General features: G+C 43.7%; 25 protein-coding genes. 13 read left to right on the plus strand and 12 right to left on the minus strand.

Annotation, left to right across the window (positions count from 1 at the left end; all coding sequences use genetic code 11):
* Positions 1-48 precede the first annotated feature (48 nt).
* Together IPJ71_01030 and IPJ71_01035 are read right to left on the minus strand one after the other, a co-directional pair.
* Positions 49-1,521, minus strand: coding sequence for a YdiU family protein (locus IPJ71_01030; protein ID MBK7842268.1), 1,473 nt, complete (start codon positions 1,519-1,521; stop codon positions 49-51).
* A gap of 100 nt (positions 1,522-1,621) precedes the next feature.
* Positions 1,622-2,290 carry a peroxiredoxin gene (locus IPJ71_01035; GenBank protein MBK7842269.1) on the minus strand — a complete coding sequence of 223 codons (669 nt, stop codon included), beginning with the start codon at positions 2,288-2,290 and terminating at the stop codon, positions 1,622-1,624.
* Positions 2,291-2,587: 297 nt separating this feature from the next.
* On the opposite strand from IPJ71_01035, the gene IPJ71_01040 reads away from it, so the two are divergent.
* The 3 genes from IPJ71_01040 (at position 2,588) to IPJ71_01050 (ending at position 4,101) form a co-directional block, all read left to right on the plus strand.
* Entirely contained in the window at positions 2,588-2,854 is a 267-nt protein-coding gene (locus IPJ71_01040) for a YecH family protein (GenBank protein ID MBK7842270.1), read from the plus strand.
* A gap of 597 nt (positions 2,855-3,451) precedes the next feature.
* Positions 3,452-3,598, plus strand: coding sequence for a hypothetical protein (locus IPJ71_01045; GenBank protein ID MBK7842271.1), 147 nt, complete (start codon positions 3,452-3,454; stop codon positions 3,596-3,598).
* 20 nt (positions 3,599-3,618) lie between these two features.
* On the plus strand, positions 3,619-4,101 hold the full coding sequence (locus IPJ71_01050; protein ID MBK7842272.1) for a hypothetical protein: 483 nt from the start codon (positions 3,619-3,621) through the stop codon (positions 4,099-4,101).
* A 40-nt stretch (positions 4,102-4,141) separates the two neighbouring features.
* Here the strand turns inward: IPJ71_01050 and IPJ71_01055 are convergent, their stop codons facing one another.
* From IPJ71_01055 to IPJ71_01070, 4 genes are all read right to left on the minus strand, one after another.
* Positions 4,142-6,889, minus strand: coding sequence for an FHA domain-containing protein (locus tag IPJ71_01055; GenBank protein ID MBK7842273.1), 2,748 nt, complete (start codon positions 6,887-6,889; stop codon positions 4,142-4,144).
* A gap of 200 nt (positions 6,890-7,089) precedes the next feature.
* Positions 7,090-7,680, minus strand: a complete 591-nt coding sequence (locus IPJ71_01060; GenBank protein ID MBK7842274.1) for a hypothetical protein — start codon at positions 7,678-7,680, stop codon at positions 7,090-7,092.
* A 7-nt stretch (positions 7,681-7,687) separates the two neighbouring features.
* Positions 7,688-8,224 (minus strand): hypothetical protein, encoded by a 537-nt coding sequence (locus IPJ71_01065; protein ID MBK7842275.1) that lies wholly within the window; start codon positions 8,222-8,224, stop codon positions 7,688-7,690.
* A gap of 18 nt (positions 8,225-8,242) precedes the next feature.
* Complete coding sequence (locus tag IPJ71_01070) at positions 8,243-8,608, minus strand: DUF883 family protein (GenBank protein MBK7842276.1); 366 nt, start codon at positions 8,606-8,608, stop codon at positions 8,243-8,245.
* Between the two features lie 333 nt (positions 8,609-8,941).
* Between IPJ71_01070 and IPJ71_01075 the strand changes: the two genes are divergently transcribed.
* From IPJ71_01075 to IPJ71_01095, 5 genes are all read left to right on the plus strand, one after another.
* Positions 8,942-9,649: a hypothetical protein gene (locus IPJ71_01075; GenBank protein MBK7842277.1), complete on the plus strand. Its 708-nt coding sequence runs from the start codon at positions 8,942-8,944 to the stop codon at positions 9,647-9,649.
* Between the two features lie 174 nt (positions 9,650-9,823).
* Positions 9,824-10,834, plus strand: a complete 1,011-nt coding sequence (locus IPJ71_01080; protein MBK7842278.1) for a hypothetical protein — start codon at positions 9,824-9,826, stop codon at positions 10,832-10,834.
* 2 nt (positions 10,835-10,836) lie between these two features.
* Positions 10,837-11,733 (plus strand): hypothetical protein, encoded by an 897-nt coding sequence (locus tag IPJ71_01085; protein MBK7842279.1) that lies wholly within the window; start codon positions 10,837-10,839, stop codon positions 11,731-11,733.
* Between the two features lies 1 nt (position 11,734).
* Positions 11,735-12,715 carry a fibronectin type III domain-containing protein gene (locus IPJ71_01090; protein MBK7842280.1) on the plus strand — a complete coding sequence of 327 codons (981 nt, stop codon included), beginning with the start codon at positions 11,735-11,737 and terminating at the stop codon, positions 12,713-12,715.
* On the plus strand, positions 12,708-13,448 hold the full coding sequence (locus tag IPJ71_01095) for a PilZ domain-containing protein (GenBank protein MBK7842281.1): 741 nt from the start codon (positions 12,708-12,710) through the stop codon (positions 13,446-13,448). The genes IPJ71_01090 and IPJ71_01095 overlap by 8 nt, the downstream gene beginning before the upstream one ends.
* Before the next feature lie 417 nt (positions 13,449-13,865).
* Here IPJ71_01095 and IPJ71_01100 read toward each other — a convergent pair whose 3' ends face one another.
* Positions 13,866-14,906, minus strand: a complete 1,041-nt coding sequence (locus tag IPJ71_01100; protein ID MBK7842282.1) for a hypothetical protein — start codon at positions 14,904-14,906, stop codon at positions 13,866-13,868.
* Between the two features lie 435 nt (positions 14,907-15,341).
* Here IPJ71_01100 and IPJ71_01105 point away from each other — a divergent pair, with 435 nt between their 5' ends.
* Entirely contained in the window at positions 15,342-16,637 is a 1,296-nt protein-coding gene (locus tag IPJ71_01105; GenBank protein MBK7842283.1) for a hypothetical protein, read from the plus strand.
* A gap of 18 nt (positions 16,638-16,655) precedes the next feature.
* On the opposite strand, the gene IPJ71_01110 is transcribed toward IPJ71_01105, so the two are convergent.
* The 4 genes from IPJ71_01110 to IPJ71_01125 all read right to left on the minus strand — a co-directional run bounded on the left by IPJ71_01110 (position 16,656) and on the right by IPJ71_01125 (position 19,193).
* The gene (locus IPJ71_01110) at positions 16,656-17,342 is read right to left on the minus strand and encodes a hypothetical protein (protein MBK7842284.1); all 687 of its coding nucleotides are present in this window, start codon (positions 17,340-17,342) and stop codon (positions 16,656-16,658) included.
* A gap of 143 nt (positions 17,343-17,485) precedes the next feature.
* Positions 17,486-17,758: a DUF493 family protein gene (locus IPJ71_01115; protein ID MBK7842285.1), complete on the minus strand. Its 273-nt coding sequence runs from the start codon at positions 17,756-17,758 to the stop codon at positions 17,486-17,488.
* A gap of 210 nt (positions 17,759-17,968) precedes the next feature.
* Entirely contained in the window at positions 17,969-18,877 is a 909-nt protein-coding gene (locus tag IPJ71_01120; protein MBK7842286.1) for a carbonic anhydrase family protein, read from the minus strand.
* A gap of 34 nt (positions 18,878-18,911) precedes the next feature.
* Positions 18,912-19,193 (minus strand): hypothetical protein, encoded by a 282-nt coding sequence (locus IPJ71_01125; protein ID MBK7842287.1) that lies wholly within the window; start codon positions 19,191-19,193, stop codon positions 18,912-18,914.
* 299 nt (positions 19,194-19,492) lie between these two features.
* On the opposite strand from IPJ71_01125, the gene IPJ71_01130 reads away from it, so the two are divergent.
* On the plus strand, positions 19,493-20,044 hold the full coding sequence (locus tag IPJ71_01130) for a hypothetical protein (GenBank protein ID MBK7842288.1): 552 nt from the start codon (positions 19,493-19,495) through the stop codon (positions 20,042-20,044).
* Positions 20,045-20,102: 58 nt separating this feature from the next.
* Here IPJ71_01130 and IPJ71_01135 read toward each other — a convergent pair whose 3' ends face one another.
* Positions 20,103-20,993, minus strand: coding sequence for an S-adenosyl-l-methionine hydroxide adenosyltransferase family protein (locus IPJ71_01135; protein ID MBK7842289.1), 891 nt, complete (start codon positions 20,991-20,993; stop codon positions 20,103-20,105).
* 187 nt (positions 20,994-21,180) lie between these two features.
* Between IPJ71_01135 and IPJ71_01140 the strand changes: the two genes are divergently transcribed.
* The 3 genes from IPJ71_01140 (at position 21,181) to IPJ71_01150 (ending at position 22,630) form a co-directional block, all read left to right on the plus strand.
* A complete protein-coding gene (locus tag IPJ71_01140) occupies positions 21,181-21,666 on the plus strand; it encodes a YajQ family cyclic di-GMP-binding protein (protein ID MBK7842290.1) in 486 nt (161 codons plus the stop codon).
* Positions 21,667-21,746: 80 nt separating this feature from the next.
* Complete coding sequence (locus tag IPJ71_01145; protein MBK7842291.1) at positions 21,747-22,175, plus strand: CBS domain-containing protein; 429 nt, start codon at positions 21,747-21,749, stop codon at positions 22,173-22,175.
* 68 nt (positions 22,176-22,243) lie between these two features.
* Positions 22,244-22,630: a hypothetical protein gene (locus IPJ71_01150; GenBank protein ID MBK7842292.1), complete on the plus strand. Its 387-nt coding sequence runs from the start codon at positions 22,244-22,246 to the stop codon at positions 22,628-22,630.
* Positions 22,631-22,636: the final 6 nt, after the last annotated feature.

Genomic DNA, 22,636 nt, shown 5'->3' on the forward strand with positions numbered 1-22,636 from the left:
ATTGTAAAGAAATAAAGATGACATGGGGGTTTGGTTAGTTAGTTTAGTTCAGGTTCCGCAGAATGTTTCAATAACTTGCTCATCGGGGCCTGGTGGTAGCATATAGGATTGGATGGTTTTTGATGGGTTTTCGTAGGGACTTGATAGGGCATCAATCAGTTGCTTCATGGGAGTGAAGTCACCCCCTTCGATCGCGGAATTTATAAGCCTTTCAATCTGGTGATTGCGTGGAATGATTGCTGGACTGACTCTCTGGATTGACGATTTCACATCTGCGTGGAGATCTTTGTTTTTGCGGAGACGATCTCGCCATGACTTTATCCACGTATCAACTTCTGACTTTGAAGAAAAATGAGAATAGATTTGTGTTAAATCAGAATTTTCATCGTGGCAGTCTGCCAGACAACGAAAAGTGAGGGTGTAATCGGCTCGGTCCTTGTGCATCAAATTGAGGAGCGTCTCAATAAGTGAAAAATCATTGTTCTGCGAGTTATCAAATCCAAGCTTTTCTCTCATTCCAGCCAACCAATATGAACGGAATATTTCACCAAATGAATGAATGACTTCTTTAGCAAGATCCATGGCCTTCATCTCATTCGCATCGATAAAAGGTAACAGACAGGTGGCGAACATTCCTAGATTCCACTGGGCGATGGCAGGCTGGTTGCTAAAAGCATATCGGCCTTGATGGTCAATCGAACTAAAGACCATATTGGGATCATAGAAGTCCATATATGCGCATGGACCATAATCAATCGTTTCACCTGATATCGCCATATTGTCTGTATTCATCACGCCATGGATAAATCCAACAAGCATCCACCGAGCTACCAGATGAGCCTGGGCTTTGACTGCGGCCTCCAGAAATCCAAGGTAAGGATTTGAGATATCTCGGGCGCTGGGAAAATGACGGTCGATGGCATAATCAGCCAATAATTTTACGGCTTCCCAATCCTTTCGGAAAGCGAAGTATTCAAATGTGCCAATGCGGATGTGGGAACCTGCAACTCGCGTTAAAATAGCGCCAGGCAGATCCCTCTCTCGATGCACTCGATCTCCACTTAAAACCATGGCCAGTGATCGGGTTGTCGGAATTCCAAGTGAATTCATGGCCTCGCTCACAAGATATTCGCGGATCACGGGGCCGAGGGCTGCTCGTCCATCACCTTGTCGAGAAAACTCGGTTCTTCCAGCGCCTTTTAGCTGAACTTCGCGGGTTCTGCCCTTCGTATCGATGACCTCGCCTAAGAGAATGGCTCTGCCATCTCCCAATTTTGGTGTAAAATGTCCAAACTGATGGCCGGCGTAAGCAAGTGCAATCGGAACGCAATTCTCTACCAGTTTGTTTCCAGAAAATATCTGAGCGATTTCTTTGTCACTGAGTTCGTTGAGGTCGATTTGTAGCTCATGAAGTAGCTTATCGTTTTTGAGTACCAAAGTGGGTTCTGATGACGGCGTTGGCCTCACCTTTTGATAAAATCGTTCCGGAAGTTGTGAGTAGCTGTGTGTAAAGCTGATCATTTCAAAGTTCACCATTCTCTGAGTGACGCTCGCAGAGTCAGAGTCAGAATCAAAACCGCAATCGGAAGCAGGCGTGTTAATACGTAAACGTCATTTCCGCTTACTTATTTCTACTTCCAATGTAGTCAAGGACTTCTTGAGCGTGACCCTCGACCTTCACCCCACGCCATTCTTTTTCAAGTTGCCCATTCTCATCGATAACAAAAGTGGAGCGTTCAATTCCTAAGACTTTTTTCCCGTACATATTTTTGATTTTGATAACCCCAAATGTCCGACAGATTTTTTCGTCAGGATCACTGATCAAATCGATGCTGTAGCACTGCTTGTCTTTAAATTTCTCGTGAGATGAAATCGAATCTCGTGACACTCCGTAAACCTCTACATTTTTATTTTTGAATTCGTTGTGCAATTTTGTAAAATCGTGTCCTTCGATGGTGCAGCCAGGAGTTGAATCCTTGGGATAAAAATAAAGTACTATTTTTTTCCCCTTCATTGCGGACAATTGGAACAGTTTGGATCCAGTAACAGGTAGAGAAAAGTCAGGAACCACCTGACCCAATGAGACGGCTGGCTCAGTGCCAACTGGAGATTGCACTGATTTTTTTACTTTTTGTTGAGTGGACTTCAAAGCCACTTTCTTGGTCGCAGTTGCTCTTTTTGTTAAAGCCACTTTCTTTGTTGTTGTTGTCTTCTTGGCCTTTGTGCCTGTTTTTGTGGCCTTTGATGTTACTTTTCTTGTAGCGGATTTTACTTTTTTTTTCTTTGCCATCTGGTCATTCCTCATTTTAGAGTCAGGGGCGATTGACAAAATTGAATCCTTTCGCTCCTGTTCAGTATTTTTCCGGATCCATTTCTCTAGAGCGGGTTCATCCTATTTGAATGACAGAGAAATGCAACAACTATGGTTTTGGTCCCTTCGCCCTCGTTAACTACTTAAAAATAGGGCGTTTTATTTCCTGCATGTGGACCTTGCTTGCTCAAACACCTGAAACGAGATAAAAGGTGCTGGTCGGAATTTTGAATTTTTCCGCGCTCCTGGAAGTCCGTATTTCGAAAGGAAAAGATAATGTCGAAGAGTTTAGCTGCTAAATCAAAGCATTTTCATGCTCACGATGTGATGCATCTTCTGGCTGGTCAGAACCGAGCTTTGGCCGTCTCTGAAATCAAAAGTCTGATTCTTGAGAAATTTGGTTTGGATGCTGATTTTGGATCTTGTTCGGTGGATGGGATGGATGCGGATCAGGTTATTCAGTTCTTATTGGATCGGCAAAAAATCTCCGAAGTGGAACCCGGTAAATTTATGCTCGAAGGAAATCACTCTTGTGGGCATTGATTGTTTGTCAGTTGGATGAAGTGACCAATTTATTGGCGGAGTCTAATTCTGGAATTTTTACGTGGCCTATTGGTTTCTAGAGCAGATGTGAAAACGCGGTCCTCCGTTCAGATTGAAATTCGGAGGATTTCCTCTTGATTGAGGTCATTGAGAGAGACAAGATTTTCAGTGAATCTGCGATAAAAATTCCTCTATTTCAAGTGACTCTCAGGAGAGGAGGCAATCGAGACAGTCTCCTGTTTGTTGAATCTTCTTTGTTGGCTCAAAATATTTGTTATGTCGAATTCAGCCAAAAGAACTGTGAATATTTAAGACAAGATAAGGGGTTCGAGGAGTAACTCAAAATCTTGAGCTGAGGCACGAGGGCAATGTTTTCGCCTATTCAGTTTTACAAGGACGAAGATAAGAAAGGGGGTTGGAACTCGTGGAGTTCGGATTCTTTGAGCTTTCGCATCTCTCCCGATACTTCTCAAATGCTTACGCTACTTTGGGGCGCACATATTTGTGAACAAAGGCCTGATTCAATCACATTGACAACAAAACAACACACCTTCATCACTTTTGAAGCAGCTCTCAAATTCTATGAAATAGCATTAAATGGGCAGTTGGGTATTAATTTCAAGCTTTAGCCAGAGCCCATTTTATCAAGTGCAAGATGCTGTCGCCCAGGTTGAGCCATTTGGCATTCCGCTTGCTATGAGTTTGACTGATCTTGTCAGCGGAGGGAAGCACCAATTGAACTGAGGTTCTCAATAGGTGGTGATATGAAATTGAAAAAGTGGGCGGCGTTCTTGTTTGTCACTCTGTTATCTAGTGCCCCTTCTTCTGGGCAGGGTGAAAGAAAAGTTATTCTGTTGTGTCGGTCGGCCTCGTTTAGAATCGTTGTGCATCAGATCGGAATTGAGTTCAGATTGAGTGCCTATCATTTTGATGAACAGGGAGCGAGAAACCTTATAGAGGACTCTTCTGTTGAACTAAAGAGAGAGGGGTTTAGTTCAAGCCTATCAAGCTATTTTATTGAGTTTCGAGGCATAGACGTTGAGTACACCTATGCGATTTCACAGAAATTAGCTTTGCTCACCGTAATCGGTGACGGCAATGGCCCCAATTGGCTCTCGGATCATTCGTGTCAGGTTGCAAAGGATTTCCAGGAAAAATTTAATTTTGCCATCGGTCCATCTCTATCGAAAGATCCAATCCTTGCAGATAGAAATAATCAAGTCAGACTAGGGATATCAAGGAAGTAAGCTCGTCACGGCGGACGTCCTTGCACCTTGAATTGCTATCTTAAGCTGGTACGACTGAAAGTTTCTTCTTATCTGCTTTGTCGGATGATTCAGTACGTCGGAAAGAGAACAGACGCTTTGAAAGGCTCTCCTTCTCTGACTCACTTCCATTGGTGGGTGTTTCTCCATTTGGCTCGATCTGACCACTGGAAATAGAGTGTTGCACAATCACGCTTACTTCCTCAAAGAATCGTTTCAATTCATCTTCGCTTGTAGATTCCATAATTATTCCCTTTAATGCTGATCTGATGCCGATTTCAAGGTTCTCAACAAGAAGACTGAATTCGTGGCGCCTTTTGTTCTCCAAAATTTTAGTTTGAATCTGCCACTGCTCTTCAATTCTGGAAATCTCAAGTTCACGGGATCTCTCCATTTCCCTTTCCAATGCTTCTCTTCTGCTTTCACACTCCTTCTGAGAGCTATCCAGCATTTCATCAGATCTTGACTTGGCTTCGATTAAAATCTCCTTGGCTTCTTCCTTGGCAGACTGAAGCTCTAACCTCGCTTGCTCCATCATGCGATGAATTTCATCGTTTGCCTCCGTCTGGCAGGAAACTAAAAATTGAGAAGCCTGAGCGCGTGCGTCTTCGAGAATTTGAGTTCTTTCGGTTTCCAATTGGTCTGTTGTATTTTTCGCAGCCAAATTTGCTTGGGAGATAATTTTTTCGGACTCCTTATCCGCTCTTTGACGAAACTCAAAAAGAAGATGATGGGCCTGTTGGATTGTCTCATCCGCTTCCTTTTGCGCTCTTGCTCTTACCTCATTTGATTGAAACTGAGCTGACTCAACAATTCTATTTGCTTCGATTTCTCTCTGGCGAAAGACTTCATCCGCTTTTGATTGAGCTTCCGAATAAATAGAGGCAACCGAGATGTTAGCAGCTGTCTTAAGTTCTGCGGCCTCAATTCGAGCCGACTCTCTTATTTTTTCAGCGTCAATGTGGGCTGACTCTCGTGTTTCCTCAGCTTTGATGGAGGCGGCGTCAATGATTCTTGCTGTTTCAATATGTTGAATTTCGGTAGCATTGAGTTGCGCCTCTTCTATCAATTTGCGTGAACTCGATCTTGCCTCCTCCAAAATCCCATTTGCCTTGGCTCTGGCTTCATTGATAATCTCAGCACACTTCAGCTCTTTCTGCTTATAAAGTTCTGTCATTTTGATCTCGGTCAGGTCAATCATTTCCTTTGCCTTTTTCTCGCTCATTCGCAGATTTTGGCGATGGATCTCTGAGGCGTTTTGTTCAGCTTCCTCCTGCAAGATTGTGGCCGCTTGGCGAGCCGCCTTTAAAATCTGCGCGACATCATCCTGAGCTTGTATGACTATTTTCGAGCTTTCATTTCTTCGCTCATCAAGAAATGCACTGGCTTCAGCCTGTGCTGATCGAAAAATCTCAAGAGATCTCTGTTGAGCTTCCTTTATGATGTGAGTGACATCATCTTCAGCCCTTGAACGTATCAAGAAGCTCTCCTTTTGGGCCCGTTCTAATTCGTTTTTGATTTCTACGTCGATATTTCTTCTTAGTTCAATTTGGGATACCTTCGCCTCAGATAACACTCGTTGGACATAGGTGTCCCCTTCATTTTTAATTTCAATCGCAGCAGTCTGAGCTTTGCGCAAAATAGAATCAACTTCTGTTTGAGCCTCAGATCTCATCGTCGCAGCTCGCTCTCTGGCTTGTATTAAATAGTTCTCGCCAGTGGTTTGACCTTCCTGAATTATTTGCGACGCCTTATCTCTAGATTGATTGATTATGGACTGGATATCCAGTTCAGCCTGTTTGCGAAGTTGCAGAGTTTTCTGGTCAATTTGAAACATCTTTTCATTTGCGTGAGTTTCTGCCAAATCGAGCGCCTGAGCCGCTTTTTCTTGATATTCTCTCAGGATATTTTCTCCCTGAATCTCGGCCTGACGACGAATAGATTCTGCATCTGCTGTTGCCTGAGTGAGCATTCTTTCACGATTGAGTTGATTTTCTACCTTAACTTTAGAAAGGTATTCGGTGGCCTTGGCTTTTGCCTCGTCAATAATTTTTCGTGCGGACTCTTCGGCCTGCTGGTCGCTCTTTGCTAAAATCTCTTGGCGGAGTTTCTCAAGATTGATGTTTATCGTTTTTCTCTCATCCTCAATTCGTATTCTTTCCTGCTCAAGAGCCTGAAATTTTGACTGAAACTCTTGCTCCAGATTTGCAACAATTTCTTTTCCTCTGAGCTCGGCCATCGATACAATTTCATCTGCCCTATCAAGGGCCTGAGTCTTTATGGCATCGCACTCAAGTTTTGTATTTGAAAATTGCTTTTCGATATCTTTGAGCTTTTCCTGTTCTACCTTCTTTGCTCTTTCAAGGGCTGCATCCATTAATCTGTTTGGACCGAGCTCCTCATCGAAAACTTGATGGTAAAGATCGATCAGGATCGAAAATTGACTCTCTCCAACAGTAATTTTGTCTCCCGGACAGTAACGGTGAGGAATGCTCGATGGAATGGGGTTTCCGTTGACCTTTGTTCCTGTCGCTGTATTTTGATCGGTGATCCAAATCTGATCTTTCACACAGGAGACAACCAAATGTCTTTTTTCGACGCCCTTCTCGCGAAGAACAATTGGTAATTTTGGCATTGAGCCGATGCTAAATTTTTCTAAGGGGACGTAGGCGGTCTGAATATCATTTGGCGAAAGAACGCAAACTCTAAAAATTTTATTTGTTTTATTTTGAATCGCTTGTTCCACCTCGGCCCCCTCAGCTATTTTCATCCTACACCAACAGGATTCTCCTCGCAATGTTTGTGCCGGTCCGCTGTTGTGTTTGCAAGGAGTAAACAGGGTTTATATAGACCAACACGTTTACACAATCATTGCTCTTTTGAAATTGCGCTGTGAGCAAAGGATGGCATTTCATGGTTTTAACGCAGAGATGCACACAATAGTGACAATGAACAAATATTCTTCATTGATCAAATTGAGAAAGTACTGAATTGGGATTCTTCGTTAGGAATACTGATCAATTTTTTGTTCACCAGGGATTCAAATTCCGGAATGACATCCAGAATATTCTGGTTTCTTTGGCGATCTAGTCCGTGGGTAAAATCAACAAATTGTGGCAGTAGATCAGGCCGCTCGACAGAGATCATTCTGTCGAGGTGCACTTGAAGTTGGTTTTTGGTTTCAGGAAAAGGTTCTAATTCCTGATGAAACTCTTCTAAGACTTTATTGATTCGATTTAAGGCGAGCAATTTTATCTCTCTGGGCAGGGCGGCCGGATCATGAAATGCGGGGTGACCAATGTAGTTGAGAGCAGGTATCGGAGGAACTTCCGCTCGATAGGGGATCAAAAATCGAATGAGATCAGATAATCCAAGGAGGCCGCAGCTCTGAAAGACCGTGTTGACATAAACATCTAAGCGATGGCTTTCCTTTTTCAGTCGAACCAGAAAGTCAAAATTGTTTGCGATTTTGCTCCATTTCGAGGGGTAACGACGGTAGTCATTGAGGGCACCTGTCCCATCAAGACTCACAAAGGGTCCAATAAGTAAAGTGCAACTCACCAAAATCCTAATTGGGGGGCTCTGGAGGATTCTTACCTCGTGGCGAAGACTGGAAGCCGATATGCTGCCCAAGTCTTTCATCAAGGATTTCCTCTAGCATTCTTCTCAGTTTCTGTTGCAGAATCTCATCTGTTGCAGCGTTTGAAGCTATGGACTTCGCCATTTCCGATTGTCGAGCCATTTCTCTCATCTGATCATCGACACCAAAAGCTTTAAGCCAACTTGACTCACGTAGAAGAATGAAAACGATAGCGATCGTAAATGTCAGTAATCCAATACATGTCAGCGTGGGGATATCAAAACTCAAAGCTCCATAGGTCTGCACTTGAAAAAGCGAGTGCAGGGCGAGGACCATAATGACGGCTGTCAGGACAATCACTGCTAACAGACTCACAAAATACGCAAGGACGATTTTTCTTAGGCCTTTGAGCGTCTTAATCCAAGCAGTCACTACCTTTGCCTGGACAAACCTTTTGCCCTCATTCATAAGTGTGGTTGTTGCCAGATCAAAAAATTGATCAATCAACTTTAAAACACTGCTCATTGTCATCTCAAATTCTCTTTATTTTGATTTTCTTCCAAACAGAAATCCAATCACGGCGAAAATGGCTGCAGCGCTTGCGATAAAGATCCAGGGCTTCTGGTGAGCCGACTCATCTACAAAGTGTGCAGCATCAGTACTTTTCTTTACCACTGTCCTTCGAGCTTCTTGAAGACGTTCCATAGAGGCGTCTCCGATTTCCTTGAGGGCAGCTTTTACTTCCGGCTTTATCGCAGAAAGAGACTGTCGAAGCTGCTCATAATCTCGCTCAAGAACCTCACGAACGTCATTTCGACTCTCCTTGATAGCTTCATTTAAAATGTTCATCGCGGTTTGAATGGACTTCGTTCGCTCAGTAGAATTTGTATTTATCGTGGATCCGCCCATATATGCCTCCGTCATTTCCGTCTTGGTAAAACATTATCGTTTGTGGCTTATTATAATTTATTCCTGGCAAACGCGAAATATATTTGAGGGTGAGTCCTAGGGCATTTTTACCCAGTAAATGGGACTGAATTTGGCCTAGTGTCAGCTTCTGGGACAATATTTCGTCCTAAGGTACGGGAAATATTTTCCCAACAGAGTCTCTCCTCATGGTTAAACATTCAGAGGTGGTCTCGGCCAGGTATTTGGATTCTCATTTTACTGTAGGATGAAATATCGCATTCAAATTCATGGACGCACAGGCAATTTTTAACCGTCTTTGGAGGATCACCGTCAATGAGAAATAGTAGTTGTGATTTGAAAAATGTTGAAACAATGGACACGAATTGCAGACTGGCTATCATCTCAGCCATCGTTTTCAACCTATTTGTCGGTTTTTCCAGTTTGGCAAAAAGCCCTACGGCGATATTGATCTCAGATGTTTTAGCTGAGTTGAAGTCTGTGCCACTTTCCTTTGCTGACAGAGATTTAGTGTTTGGCTATTTCAGTCTTGAATCTTGCTTGTACACTCAAAATTCTGCTTCAGTCCTGAAGCATTATTGTTTTCCCAAAGGCAAGTATCCAGCAAGAGCAATGACACTCATTGGTCCAAAATTTGGTGTCGTCTATATTTATGAGGAAATAGAAGGTCCCATCGTTCGCAGAGAAATAGCAATAGATATCTTTCCTGAGCATTTGGCTGAATTTTCAGATGGTCCTTACGGTCACTGGATGATTCGTGATTGGAATAAGGCCTTTAGTTATTTTTCGGATTACAGAATGGGTTCGTGTTGGTCGACGAACTTCAGTTCAAATCATAACTCAGCGGAGTCCGATTGCTATCTACTAAGGATCGGTGATTACAAGGATTGGTCGAAGGAGACCATGGATCTTGTGAATGACCCCAAGGCCTGGAATATTCTTTGGGAACAGCTTGAGAAAAGTGCTCCAGATGAAGCATTTGGACATTCTCAGACAAATATAATCATTGATGAGTCTCGCTGAGCCATTGTCTGGTCTTTGGTGCATTCTGAAATTATTTATCACCGACGATTGTCTCAATCCGGAATATGTCCAGGTGCATGTGTGATAGATTTTAATCTATAATGTGTGAGTGATGAGAGATCATCAAGAGTAGCATATGATAGGCAATTGAAACTAAACACAAAGAGCAAATATATGAAGACAAAATCGGACTGGAATTCTGATGGAGCCGCCTTCATTTTGGTAAAATCCATTTCAATCATATTATTGGTGGTGATTGGTTTTGGGTACTCGCGACAAACATTGGCTGCTGAAGCCAGTGATGATGATATGGCGCAGTTCGAGGCTGAAAAGTCCGAGGGAGTAAAGTCTGAAGTGCCGAAAGCATCAAAACGGAGAGGAGAAATGAAGAAAAGGCCTGCAAAGCCATTGGATGAGCAGGGGTCGAAGGATTCAAGCCAGACTCAGGCGTCCTCACCTGACCAGCAGTCTTCTCCGCTTTCGGAGGAGGCTGATGACGAGCCAGGTTCTCTCCATGAGCTTTTTAAATCTTTGGATTATCCAGAGCTTCAGGTGGTTCCACGCGCGAGTCAGCGTCTCAAAATGGAAAGTGGAGAGGAAGGCGATAACTGGTGGTATATTCACTGGCCAATGTATGTCTCTGCTCTCGCAACTGCGGGATTCGGTTCGACCGCTTCGCAGTCTCTGAGAGACGATCTGAACGAAACAGAAGAGAACGATGCGAAATCGGCAGTATTGGCGGCAAGAACTGTGGGTGTATCTTGGTTTTTAGGGACAATGTTGTTGGCAAGCCGCAAGCCATATCAAAAAGGAAATAAAAGAGTTCGAGGAATATCTGGTTCAGGCAGGTCAAATGATCTCATGCGCGAGAGACTCTCCGAAGAGGCATTAGAGAAAACAGCTCACCAATTCAAGGTTTTGAGCTACGTCTCTGTTTTCACGAACGTGGCGGTTGCAGGTTATGCGGGGTCATTTTTAACAGATCGCGGGCGTGTTACTGCGGCAGTGACCGGGATGTTGAGCTTTTTGCCAATTATTTTTGATGACTGGTATGTGTACAATTACAATAAGCACCTTGAATACAAACGCAACATTTTTGCTCCAGTTGTTTCGATGGGCATTCGGGAGGACTCAGTTGGCAGTAGGGAAGCTTATCCGATGCTGAGCTGGGTAGTGGAGTACTGAGGGTGGACCGAAGAACCTTTAAGTTTATTGGGTGGTTGCTGCTTGGACTTGGCGGTGGCCTTTTGGAATTGCAAGATGGAAAGGCCTTGTTGGCGGAAAAGGCTGACAAACAGGACGTCAAGCTATGTGATTCAACGACCGAATTTATTGCCACCTTTGAGTTCCTGCGAAAGAACGGTGGAGCTGGAATGAAGGATGAAGTTGCAAGAGGGGTGGCTGATCATGTTGCTCGCGGCTGCGATGGTGCGTCCACGAGATTTGAGGAAACCTATGGGTTGCTAACAAAAATGGGTGTCTCTCAAATTAAGAGTCTTGAGATGAGCATTGAATTTTCTCGTTTGGATTCAGATATTCAAAGAAATTTTTTTGAAATACTCAAGCATTCCTATCTTTCAGAATTTTTTGACTATGATTTTGACGTTGCATTGAGAATCGCATTTGAATTTTCAAGGGATCTAAAGGGCAATCATGTTCGGGCAAGAGATGATTTCATTTCATTGGTAAAATTTTGCCTTGATAAAAAAAATATGGCTCTTCCGGCTAATGTTTGTGGATTGATGGCCTTGGATTTGGTAAGACTATCTCCCTATTTTCCAATGGGAATATTCAAGCCGTTTACAGAATTTTATGAGAAGTTGCGTGTCGGAGAAAGTTACGGCTTGTCCGTTCGAGATACAATTGAAGTTGTGATGAGGGTTCTCAGATATGGGCCTCGTTCTCCTGATAATTTTAATCGAGCATACGATTATGCGCTGAGCGAGAAGGGTCTAAGAGCTAGACCTAGGGAGGCTCTTCTCTTTGCCCTTCGGATGGCGAGACGGTCAGCGACGGGACAGCCGCTTCCGTTAGCAAAGGGAGAAGACTCGGAGCTCATGGTAGAAAGGGCGCGGAAAAAGTAAAATGGGGAAGGGAAGTCGAGGAGAGATATTAAACCTCTCGAACATCCTGAGGGGTTTAACTGTCTCCTTGCTTTTTTTTCTCGCGGGACCCTGTGCTCGAGCACAAGAGAACCTAGGATGGAAGGAATTAGAGAAAACTGAAATTGAGGTAAGTTGGGAAAATTTGCCAAATGCCAAGGGCTATGAGTTGGAGTTTCAGCCCGTGGATGGTTCTGGAGAGGTGCTCAATTTTTCTACCGTCGAGTCAACTTTTAAGGTCTCGCTCGTTCCTGGATCATATCGATTTCGGATTCGTTCGATGGACAGCATGGGTGATAAAGGAGAGTGGAGTGAACCATTAATACTTGTGGCCCAGAGTCAGGAGGTAACACTTGTCTCTCCGGTGAATAATGTTGCCATCGAAGCCAAGGGAAAGCGGGAACGTGTTCAATTTTCATGGAATCCATATTCTGATGCAAAGGGGTATGTCTTTCGGATATGGTCTGAGACAAAAAGTGAAGTGCATACCCTTAAGACAAAGAAAGTGAATGTTTCACTGAGTCTCCTTGCGGAGAACAAATATTTTTGGGAAATTTACCCAATTCACAAATCCGGCGTTCGGTATCAGAGAAAGAGCCCTCCAGAAAGCTTTACTCTGTATGGTAAACAGCTGCCAACTCCTGAGTTGGAAATTCTGACTCCAAAGAATCCGATTGGAGTCGAATGGAGACCGCTTAAAGACGTTTCCTATAATATCAGCATTTTTCGCCGTGATATTCTTGGACTGGAGTGGGCAAAAATCGAGGAGCAGAACGATATCAGGACTGGTAAGTGGCTCTTTAAAAAGCCGTTGAGACCAGGGCAATATAAAGTTGAAGTGTTTGGAGTCGGCAAAATGAGGACGAACTCAATAGTTGCTACAAAAGAGTTTTTTGTAAAGCCGAAGCTTCAGGAATTGCTTGGCTTGTCACAAGTCAACTTGCAGGGAGCTCAGAATGATTGAGGATGATCAGAATTCCAGGTCCGATGATCCCAACGACAGAAGTTTTTTTACTCAGTTGTCATCATCCGATAGAGAAGATCTATTGAAGGGTCTGAGGGAAGTGGTTAGCCTTGAAGCAAGTATTGCGATTCCTGATAAAAAATTGATTCGTGTTAAATGCGGATGTATGAAAGGTTCACTCATGTTGATTTTGGAGGGTGGGCTTGAAATTGGTTCATATTCAGGGGCCGTCGAAGTGGAATTCATTTTTAATTTGAACAAGTATCTATTGAAATCAAATTTGAAAGCGGATGAGAGTGGACGGAAATATTTGGGATTGAATGGTGATTTTTATTTGGTTCAAAGACGAAAGAACTTCCGAGTTGATGTGCCCGTTCATATCATACCCTCGTGCTCATTTGTGCTGTCTAACCAGTCAAAGCGTCTATTTAGAGCGAAAGTTTTGAATATTAGTTTGGGTGGATGTTTGTTGGCCATCGAGCCCCGCAATAATCATACATTTCAGATTGATAATCAAATTGAGATGACTCTCTCCATTGAGGGAGGAAAGGTAATTGAGGTAACCGGTGTCATCAGAAGAGTTCTCTCGGTTCATCAACAGAAGGATTTCTCTCTCCGATTGGGCATCGAGTTCGAGAGGTTGAGCAGTCATGAAGAATCGAGGATCAATGAAATTGTAATGAAATGCTATCGAATGACAAATCGGTTTGGGAGCCGTCTGAGAAGTATGTAAAGGCTTTTCTATACTTCCGCCTGCAAACGAGAGATGGTGCCCACTCCTGCACGGTGGTGAGCACCATCTTTAGGATTCTCTGACCCTATTATTAATGAAAGACCTCTCTAACTTGCTGACGTGATCGATTGAGGTCGGCATTGTAATAGAACCAAATATCAAAAATGATAAGAAGTTCTCCACCTTTCCGTTTTGCTACGGATTTGTATCGAATTTCATTTCCGAGGGCATCTCTTTCAAAAAAATGTGGGTCATAATTGAGATCTAATACATCAATGTTAAATTGAGATAGACTCAGAAGTTCAGAATCTTGTGCGATTCCGTCTAAGTTGGAATCTTTCCAAAGTCTTAATTCATTGAAGATCGCATCGTCCTTGTCAATGTATCCATCTGAAATACTGAGGGATCTTTTTCCATCTAATGAAGTCCCATCAAATTTGGCCAGAGCTTTAAATCCATTGGGAGAAAAGTTCCATCTGGACCTTTTGTGTTGTCGCCAAAGAGCTCCTGTATACCATTGATCTTTCCCTGGGAGTTTGGCCTAGCCAGAAACATGAAGTTCGGCTCTTTGATCCATCCAATTCGCACTTTTGAAAATGGGGATGGGAAGGAGCGAAATCCAAAAATGTCAAAGAAAACACCTTGAAGCGAATCTGAGAAGGAGAGCTGTTCTCCTTTTTCGACTTGAACTGCTAGAGGGGATGCTCTGTTGTCGCAGGAATCTCCCTCTCCTGTTCCTTCGCCTCCGAGACCCATTCCCGGATTTGGTCCATTTAGGATGTAATGGCGGCTAGTATCGTAGTTTGCCGCTTCGACAACTCCGGTTTGATCATTGTTGGTTTGGACAAGCTTGCCCTCTTTAATTTGAATTCTCAAGCCTGATCTTGGATTGTTTGCCGTGTAATAAAGCCACATAGTCTCAATAGTTCCGGAGTAGGATAGATCCTTGAGGCGACCTTCGCTTGAGAGCAGTGAGACCTGGTAGGTTCCGTCAGGAAGATTGCAGGAAGACAAGTCAATTGTTCTTTCCCGGTAGATTCTCTGGCGAATTTCTTCTGTTTTACCATCAATGTTGCAGGAGAAGGAGGAATCAGAGAATGCGAGTGGTGTGGTCTGTTGACCCGTGTCTTTTTTGACAACTATCTTTAGAGATGGTGCGACTCTGAGATACGTGCCTGCACCGTCTGCCATGCCCTGACTGCATATGGTGGTGACCTTTATTTTAATATCGCTTTCATTTCGTGGTTGCGTGTCGTCCCCTGGCTCTCTGATTCGCTCTGAGGTATCGATGGGATTCCTCAGAATAGATTGAGATTTTAGTAGCTCGTTTTTTTCTCCCCCATCTATAGGACTAAATTTTGAGCATGAAGTTGATATAAGTAGGAAGAATACGACCAGTGGTAATCGAGGTGGGGAACAGTTCGACAAAACGGATTGTTCCGTTGGAGGATAGGCCATTAATTGCTCCTTGATTCGGATTGTTTGTTGCCTAATTCAATTGCAATGCTAATGCCGTACCTAAGTAAAACGTTTCGAGATGAGTTTCTTATTTGATTGAGTTCGCAACACTTGTTCATGAGCCTGACGGATGAATTTCTTATCAACGACTATCACCGATTATCAAGAGTGTGAGCGTTGAATTCAGTCTCGATTTGGCGTTCTTCAGGACTATAATCCAGTTCTAATTTAGCGTATATATTTGCTAGAGTTTGACGTGATGAATTGGATCTCTATTTGAGTTAAGGCAGCCAACTGTCTATCAAAAAGATATCTCGCCTGAAGCAATATGATAAAAAGCGGCTCCACGCACACGTGCTACCTGTAGAATATGGCCTTTGCTTTAAAAATAAATCTGGTCTGGTCATTGAGAGGAAATGGCTTCTAATATACATCATGAGAGCAAGAGCTTTCTTTTTGTCTGTGATGTTGCCGATTTTGGTTTTATCTCTGTTGGCACTGACGTCCTGTTTTCGAAGAGAATGGTCCCAAGAGGAGATAAAATACTACTCATCTCTTTCTACGCCAGATAATTTCTGGTGGCATGGAATGTTCGGTGAAGTTCCGGATGCTGAATCAAGAGCTCTGATAAAGGCCTTCAAGCCATCTATTTACGTGAGTCCGAGGGGCCTTGCGCCGATTGACTTCTATGCTGATTACTTATCTCAGTGTGATCTGATTGATGAGCATGGAAAGGTATTAACGAAAAAGGTAGGCCGAACAGCTCTTCAATTTTACGAACGATCTCCTCATGTGAGTTTGAAATACAGAGGTGGCGTACAGGCGTGTTCAGAAAATTCATGTGAGAGGATAGCCTCGGTCGGGTATGGAAATCATTTTTTGGAATCAATTGTTCTGGATGCAGATCTTGAAATTGCATTTCATGTTTTAAAATACAATTTCGTCTTCCCACGTCGTGGATTGCCGGCAAGACTAAATTTGTTTCAAAAATTCTTAGCCTCTCTCCTGGGGGATTCTGCAAACTGGGCTGAGCCTGATATTCATAGTGCAATCCATATTTTTGTGAACAGTTGGGATGGCCGACCCCAAATTGTCCTTCTTTCCCAGCCGAATCAATACCGCACTTATGTGGTGGGCGAGGACATCTCATGGGATCCTCAGAACAGTTTGCAAATCTGCTTTGCCGAACGATCCAATGTACCCTACCCCTGTCCAGTGGGTAGTGAACCGCAGGTTCACAAGTCGGAATTAAACCCCGCTGACTTATCACCCACTATCTATGGTCGAGGGGATTGGTGGGTAAATGGGGAGGACTTGGTTTACGGTCCGAAAGGAAAGGCCATTCCAGTATCATATGAGTTGGCCTATCTGCCTCAGTGGGATCCCCTTTATGTTTCATGGATGCCTCTTGGCTCAAACCAAGCTCGTTCCCTTCTAGGGGGGTCGAATGAGTGGCGAGGGAGTGGCTCGCCGGGAATGAATTTCAAGTTTAATTCGAAACTTTCACGCTATATTGATATCGCTCAATTTTTTTATTTTGACTCGACGGATAGTGTGGGTCTTCGACTTTTTCTTGAGAAAAAAAGGAGCCTATTGTCAGAGGACTATGATTTCACCTCAGTTTACAGGTGGAATTCTAGCCGATTGAGGAGAAAGATGATTGAGAAATTTTATCCAAACTACCAGCCCCCCAGGTATCCATCTTCGAAGCGCGCAGCTGAATCTGAATAAAATTGGTGGCTGAATGAGCTAAGTTGTTCCGCTTCTCATGCGCGAGGCCCGATTTTCCTTTTGATTTACGGATGATTCAAGATTCCGATTCGATTTACTCAATCGACGAAGTCGCGATTTATTCTCTTGGTTCTGGCGCTTGTATTTGGCGATAAGAGCATCCGCCTCTTTGCTTCGTTGCATCAGGACGCGCTCTCTTTTTTGTTCCATTTTAATCTCGCGACTAGTGTCGTCGCGTTTCCGTTTTGATTCCTTTACCCGACTTTCCACAATAGCGAGCTTTTCCACAACGGAAGCGAGTCGCAATTTCAATTTGTCTCTGTCTCTTTCCTTTTTACGCAGTTCTAGTTCCGTTTTTTCGGCCAACTTAGAACTGCTATCAAATCGCTTTGCCTGGCGTTCAATTTGGTTTTGTAAACGCTTTTTCTCAAATTCCATTTGTCCAATTTTACGACGGAGGCTACTTGTTTCCTTCTTTATTGATTGGATGTGATTCGCTGTCTGCTTAGCTCTTTCCTTTTCGTCCAAAACTTCAATGTCTTCAACTTCAGCTTCTAAAGAGGTTTCATTAAGTTTTTCTTCTGAAGCCTTGCTCTCATTTGAATAGGCCTCCACTTCAAGGGGGGAATCTTCCGGACTCCCCATGGCTTGATAGGAAAAGCCAATTGCAGCTATTGTCATCCAGACAAATAAAAATGATCTCATAGACTGATACTCCCTGGTCTTCATTTGAGATAAGTCTCCAGACGAAAGTAACAGCAATCTTGTCGCCAAGACGATCTACAGTTTAATTGGAAGCCAGGGCAGGAAGCCACGAAAGGATTTCAAGGGAAGTGACCAAAAATGGCCTATAGGGCAATGAGCCCGTTGATTTTGGAGGCCCGTTCGTAGATGGCAATAATAATATCAGCGCAGTCAGCTTTGAAAAAAACAGTTGCGCTGACGTAATTGCCATTGCGGGAGTCGCGAAAAGTCATAGAATGCTGAGGAAAAAGAGCCTCCACTTGAGGCAGTGCTTCTCTAAGGACAATAAATTTAAACATGTATTCGCAGGGCCACTTGTATTCGGTGTTCAAGATAGCCTTAAATTTTTCGTGATCTCCGGGATAACGTGATCTCATGATATCCTGCCTTAAAACGCTAGTTCAAACTGGAATTCCAGTTCTGATTTCTGCACAAAAATTGCGCCAGCTGATCCCTTGAACCACGAGAAATGTTTTAATGAATCCGCGAAGGCAGTTCAAGTAGAATTTTGACTTGTCTTCACGGATTCTGGATTCGGGCTATGCATCGGACATTTCAACTGTCATGGATGTCATTCCTAGATTTTCTTAGTAGTTGGCTGGTTTCCGATTGTTTTTTTGTTGGATTGGACGTGCATTGTTTGCGTAAATTGATCGAAATGTAGATAGCTGATCTTTTGAAATTGTTAAGGGCGTATTGAGGAAATTCCAGTCAACTCCTTCTGTGCATGGTGGGGTCGTCAGCGATCCCGAATAATTGTAGTAGGTTTTCTCTTTTGGAAGGCCAAGGGAAAAATCGACTGTCTGACCGGAAACAATGAGTTCCTGATTCTTCTCTTTGGGCAAATGAGACAAGATTTTTTCGATAAAGGGGTCTGATTTTTTGCCGATAGTAATCATTCGACCCAGGACCGCATGTTGACCGTCTTTGGCTCGATGAACAAAGTGCACTTCCATGGGATAGCGTTTGCCGCTCAAGGTATGCTCGCTTTCTGAGTGAAAGTGAAGTTGAAGGAGTTCGTAATCGGTTCCGTTGATACGAATGAGGCTGCCAGGATCGGCGTTCACCTGGATAGTGTGTCCGTTATCTATTATTCTCAGTTGTGAGGCTTGATATTTTATTTCGATTGGACGCTTTTCTTGTGGTTTGGTCCACTTAAGGTCAATGGGGGATTGATTGTCTCCTGTTTTGCAGAGCTGAAATGCGGGATCGAGGTCACCCCAGAGTTGTGGACCGGTAAGTCCGTTGTAAGACCAGTGAGCCTGCTTGCTTTCGGCGCCTTGCGGGTGGGAGTCCTTTTCTGATGGGTTTGGTTTTGAAGGCTCTTCAGTATTTGTTAGAGGACCATTTGTTTGCGTGGATGAAGGATTTGCCTTCATTTTTTTCTCTTCAGGCATGTTGCTAGATTCCTTATTTGGAGTCGAGCAGCCTGCTAAAGACCAACTTAGAATGCACCAAATGGAAAAAGAAATGGAAGTTTTCATTGACTGTTTCATTGGAGGCCCCCTCAATTTTAATTTCTGGCTTATTCTATAAAAACTCTGATCTTTCGACCAGAGATAATATGACAATATATTTGTTATTTGTGGTTGTTTTGTCACCGACGTTTGTCGGGTTTGATTTCTTGGCAAAGATCTCAGAGAGTATTGGATTTTTGCTTGGCTCAGATTTTAGTTCTCCTGTCGGCCGATCAAGCATTTTTGCAGCAAATCCGTTTTCGGAGCAAAAGTGGAACGCAGCCAATGAGATCAACAAGAGGAAGAGTTGACAACGCAGAATGGGGATGAAATCCCGCAGAACAAAGTGCTTCATTTACTTTATCCCCCCCAAAGCCTGCCTATCCAAGATGTCCCCCGTTTTTTAAATAAGCAAAGAGTGTACCGCAAAAACTGGAGTCGATTTGGCACTGTATATCGCTTGAGGGAATGTTTTAAAAATGTACGGGCATTCCCGTTAGATGGTGTCAAACAACTAAGCATTTCACTTCAAATTGACGCTTCAGGATCTCTATCTTATCGAATTCAGGATTATTTGAAATGAGTTTTGGCCTTTGATCTGGCATTGCCTTTGCTCAGTCCTAAGGTATGGAAGGATCAAACAGGAATATCAAAATGAGACAGAACTGCATCATTTCATGTGTTATTGGAGCTTGCATCGCCGGGTTTTTCACGGGCCTAACCGAGGCGGCGGCGGAATCTAGGAATGGGGGGCGTGCACCCGCTGGGGCTAAAATCGTTGCGAGGTCCGCAAAGGAATATATTGGGAATTTGCGAAAGATCGTCATCGAGACAGAAGGTGATTCGGTAAGTGACTATGACAAGGCTGATGAAATTACCGTATATATGGAAAATCGACTGGCGGAGGCTTATGCGTCTCTCTTATATGAAGCCATTCAGAGTTCTGACCAAGCGCGATTTTTTAAGAAGCTAGCCAAAGTGGTATCCAAGGAGCAGAAAAATCAAATGCAAAGGGTGCTTGGTGGTTTGAATATGACTTTGTCTCAGAAGGATGGGGAGTTAATTGTGCAGCAGCAGATTTTGGAGCAGGCCGAGTCTTTAGCTAGAAGGGATATCGGGCTTGCAAAAAAATCCTTTGAGAAGGAGTTCCGCACCTTGGTCACTGAAAAAAACCGAGAACGACGAAAAGACTTGCCTGGGGCTTGAGAGAAAACATCATGCGCGCGCGCTTTGAGAATGATGCGCACTTTGACCACTTTGGGTATTATGGGCGTGAAATCTTAACCGTCCAGTTAGGACCTGATTCAGCGCCTCTCAGTTTCGCAAAATTGCCCTGATTGATCGCTATCGCCAAATCCAACATGCTGTTTATATAGATCAGATCTTCTCCTCTTGGGACATCAGTAAAGGTTTTTACGTAGGGAATAATCCTATTGTAAGCGATTTGATCGCCATTAAATAGCTGCACTCGATATTGTTCGCCCACTTTCATTTGTAGCTTCTTCGTCATATCCAAAGAAATATTTGTCCAAAGGTTGCCGTACTGGGGGTCAGTTATAGGAATATTCCCAATCAGCGTGCCAGCTTCCAGTTTTGCCTTTGAGAACTCTAGTGTTACTGGAGAGGCTTTGTGCTCTGGACCGATCTCGGCGAAGGATCTCTTTCCCGAAGCGAGCAAGGCCCCAACATTGGCGTACAAGTCCCTGCCAAAAAAAGTGTGGCTGTATTCAGAGCCCTTTAGCCGATACTTTTTTTCGTCGATGATCCGAACGGATTCTATTCCGATCCGATCAATCAAATGAGTCAAGGTCCCATTGTCTGGGGTGACGACCAAGTGTCCAGATTTAAGTTTTGCGACAAGACTGCGTCTTTCTGAACCAACTCCTGGGTCGACAACGCTGACAAATACGGTGGATGGCTGCCAATAAGGGACGGTCTGCATGAGGCGGTAAGAGGCCTCCCAGATGTTAAATGCTGGTATTTCGTGAGTGAGATCAGAGACCAAAACGGTGGAATCGACCCCGTTTATAACGCCTTTTGTCGAGCTCACGGCTCCATCCTTTAGTCCGAAGTCAGTTTGTAGAACAAGAGCTCCCCTTCCCAAGGCAGAAAAGGAGAGAAAGAGAAGGAGACTGAGGCAAACTAGGTGATTCATAGAAAATTTCCTAAAATGATGCCTATTTGCTACCAATGATCTTTGGCGAACACAAGGGAAGCTTAGACGGAGAATTCGTTCATGATTCTGTTTAGCGTCATGATGTTTCAGTACATTGCAATGGGGAGTATTTGGTAATAAGGAGGAAATTTAGGCTAGGTTGAGACCGGCCAGAAGGGGTAGCAAAGTGCCGTCATTCGATGTGGTATCCGAGATAAATCTTCAGGAAGTTGAAAATGCCTTCAATCAGGCTCAAAAGGAAGTTAAGTCTCGCTATGATTTTAAGGATTCCAAGGCCACCATGGCCTGGGACAAGAAAGAAATCAGTTTGGAAGCCGAAGATGACTACAAGCTGGGAGCCATGAAGGACGTCTTGCAAAGCAAGGCCCATCGTCGCGGAGTTGATTTAAGGGCTTTAAAGTTTAGCGACCCTGAAAAAATTGGGGGCATGATGTTGAAGCAGAAAGTGACTTTTGTTCAGGGGATAGAGAAGGAAACTGCAAAGAAAATTACGAAGATCCTGAAGGATTCAAAACTAAAGGTTCAGGCTCAAATTATAGACGACAAGGTTCGGATAACATCAAAAAGTATTGATACCTTGCAGGAATGCATGCAGTTCCTGAAAGGGGACAAGTCACTTGATATTCCCCTGCAATTCGAAAATATGCGTTGAGACAAGGTTTTTTCTCTGCTGACGTCCGGTATTCTGAGGCCGGATCTGGCGCTTGATTTGATTTTCTCGGACAATGGGACATGGGTAAATCAGCTTACAGCAGCCTGCACGCAGTAGCAGATCGGAAGAAAATATCTGAAAAGCCGGTGCGTGACTTTATGTCTCGCAGGGTGTTTAGCATTGTTGCTGGGACAAAAATCTATTTTGCGGTCAAAATGCTCCAAACTCATGGCATCAGTGGTGCACCCGTGGTTGATAAATCCGGGAGTCTGATCGGGATCGTATCCGATTATGATCTTCTCTTGCAGGCGGCAACCCGAGATGTTGCCGATCCTTTGGAGTATAATAAAGATGTTTTGTCAGTGAGAGAGGAAACTCCCTTGAGAGACATTATTATAATTCTCTACAAAAAGAAATTCCGACGTTTGCCAGTTGTGGATTCGACTAACAAAGTTGTTGGGATCGTCTCGCGTGTTGATGTGTTGATGGAGTTGTTGGAACTTCCTTGAGAATAATTGAAGTCAACTGGCGAACCTGTGGGCTGGACCAAGGGCCAATTTCTGGGAAGAAATGAAATATGGCGCCTGGCGAATCATTGCGAGGTTTGGGATCTCATGACAGGGGGGATGCTCAGATGTATGCTCGTATTGAGTTTGAAACTTGGGTAAAAGTTCTTCCATGTTTCTCACAAGAAGAGGGCAATATGCGTTGGTATCAAGAATCTAGAATCATATCTGGTGTTATTCAGATGAAAGATCGTGGTTCCGAACTGGCTTTGATCAATCAAGACGAAGGGCGTTTTGAAATAATCAATACAGAACACAGCAGGGGAATCGAAAAAAATTGCGGTGAGGAGATCTTTATTGAGGGACGGGTCAAGGCCACGGCATCGGGAGCACGCTATCTGTGGGTGAATCGCTGGTGGCAGCAAGACAGCTACCCCGTTGCGAAAAAGATCAGCTGAAATGCC

Source organism: Bdellovibrionales bacterium (assembly GCA_016714165.1).
GTDB lineage: Bacteria > Bdellovibrionota > Bdellovibrionia > Bdellovibrionales > UBA1609 > JADJVA01.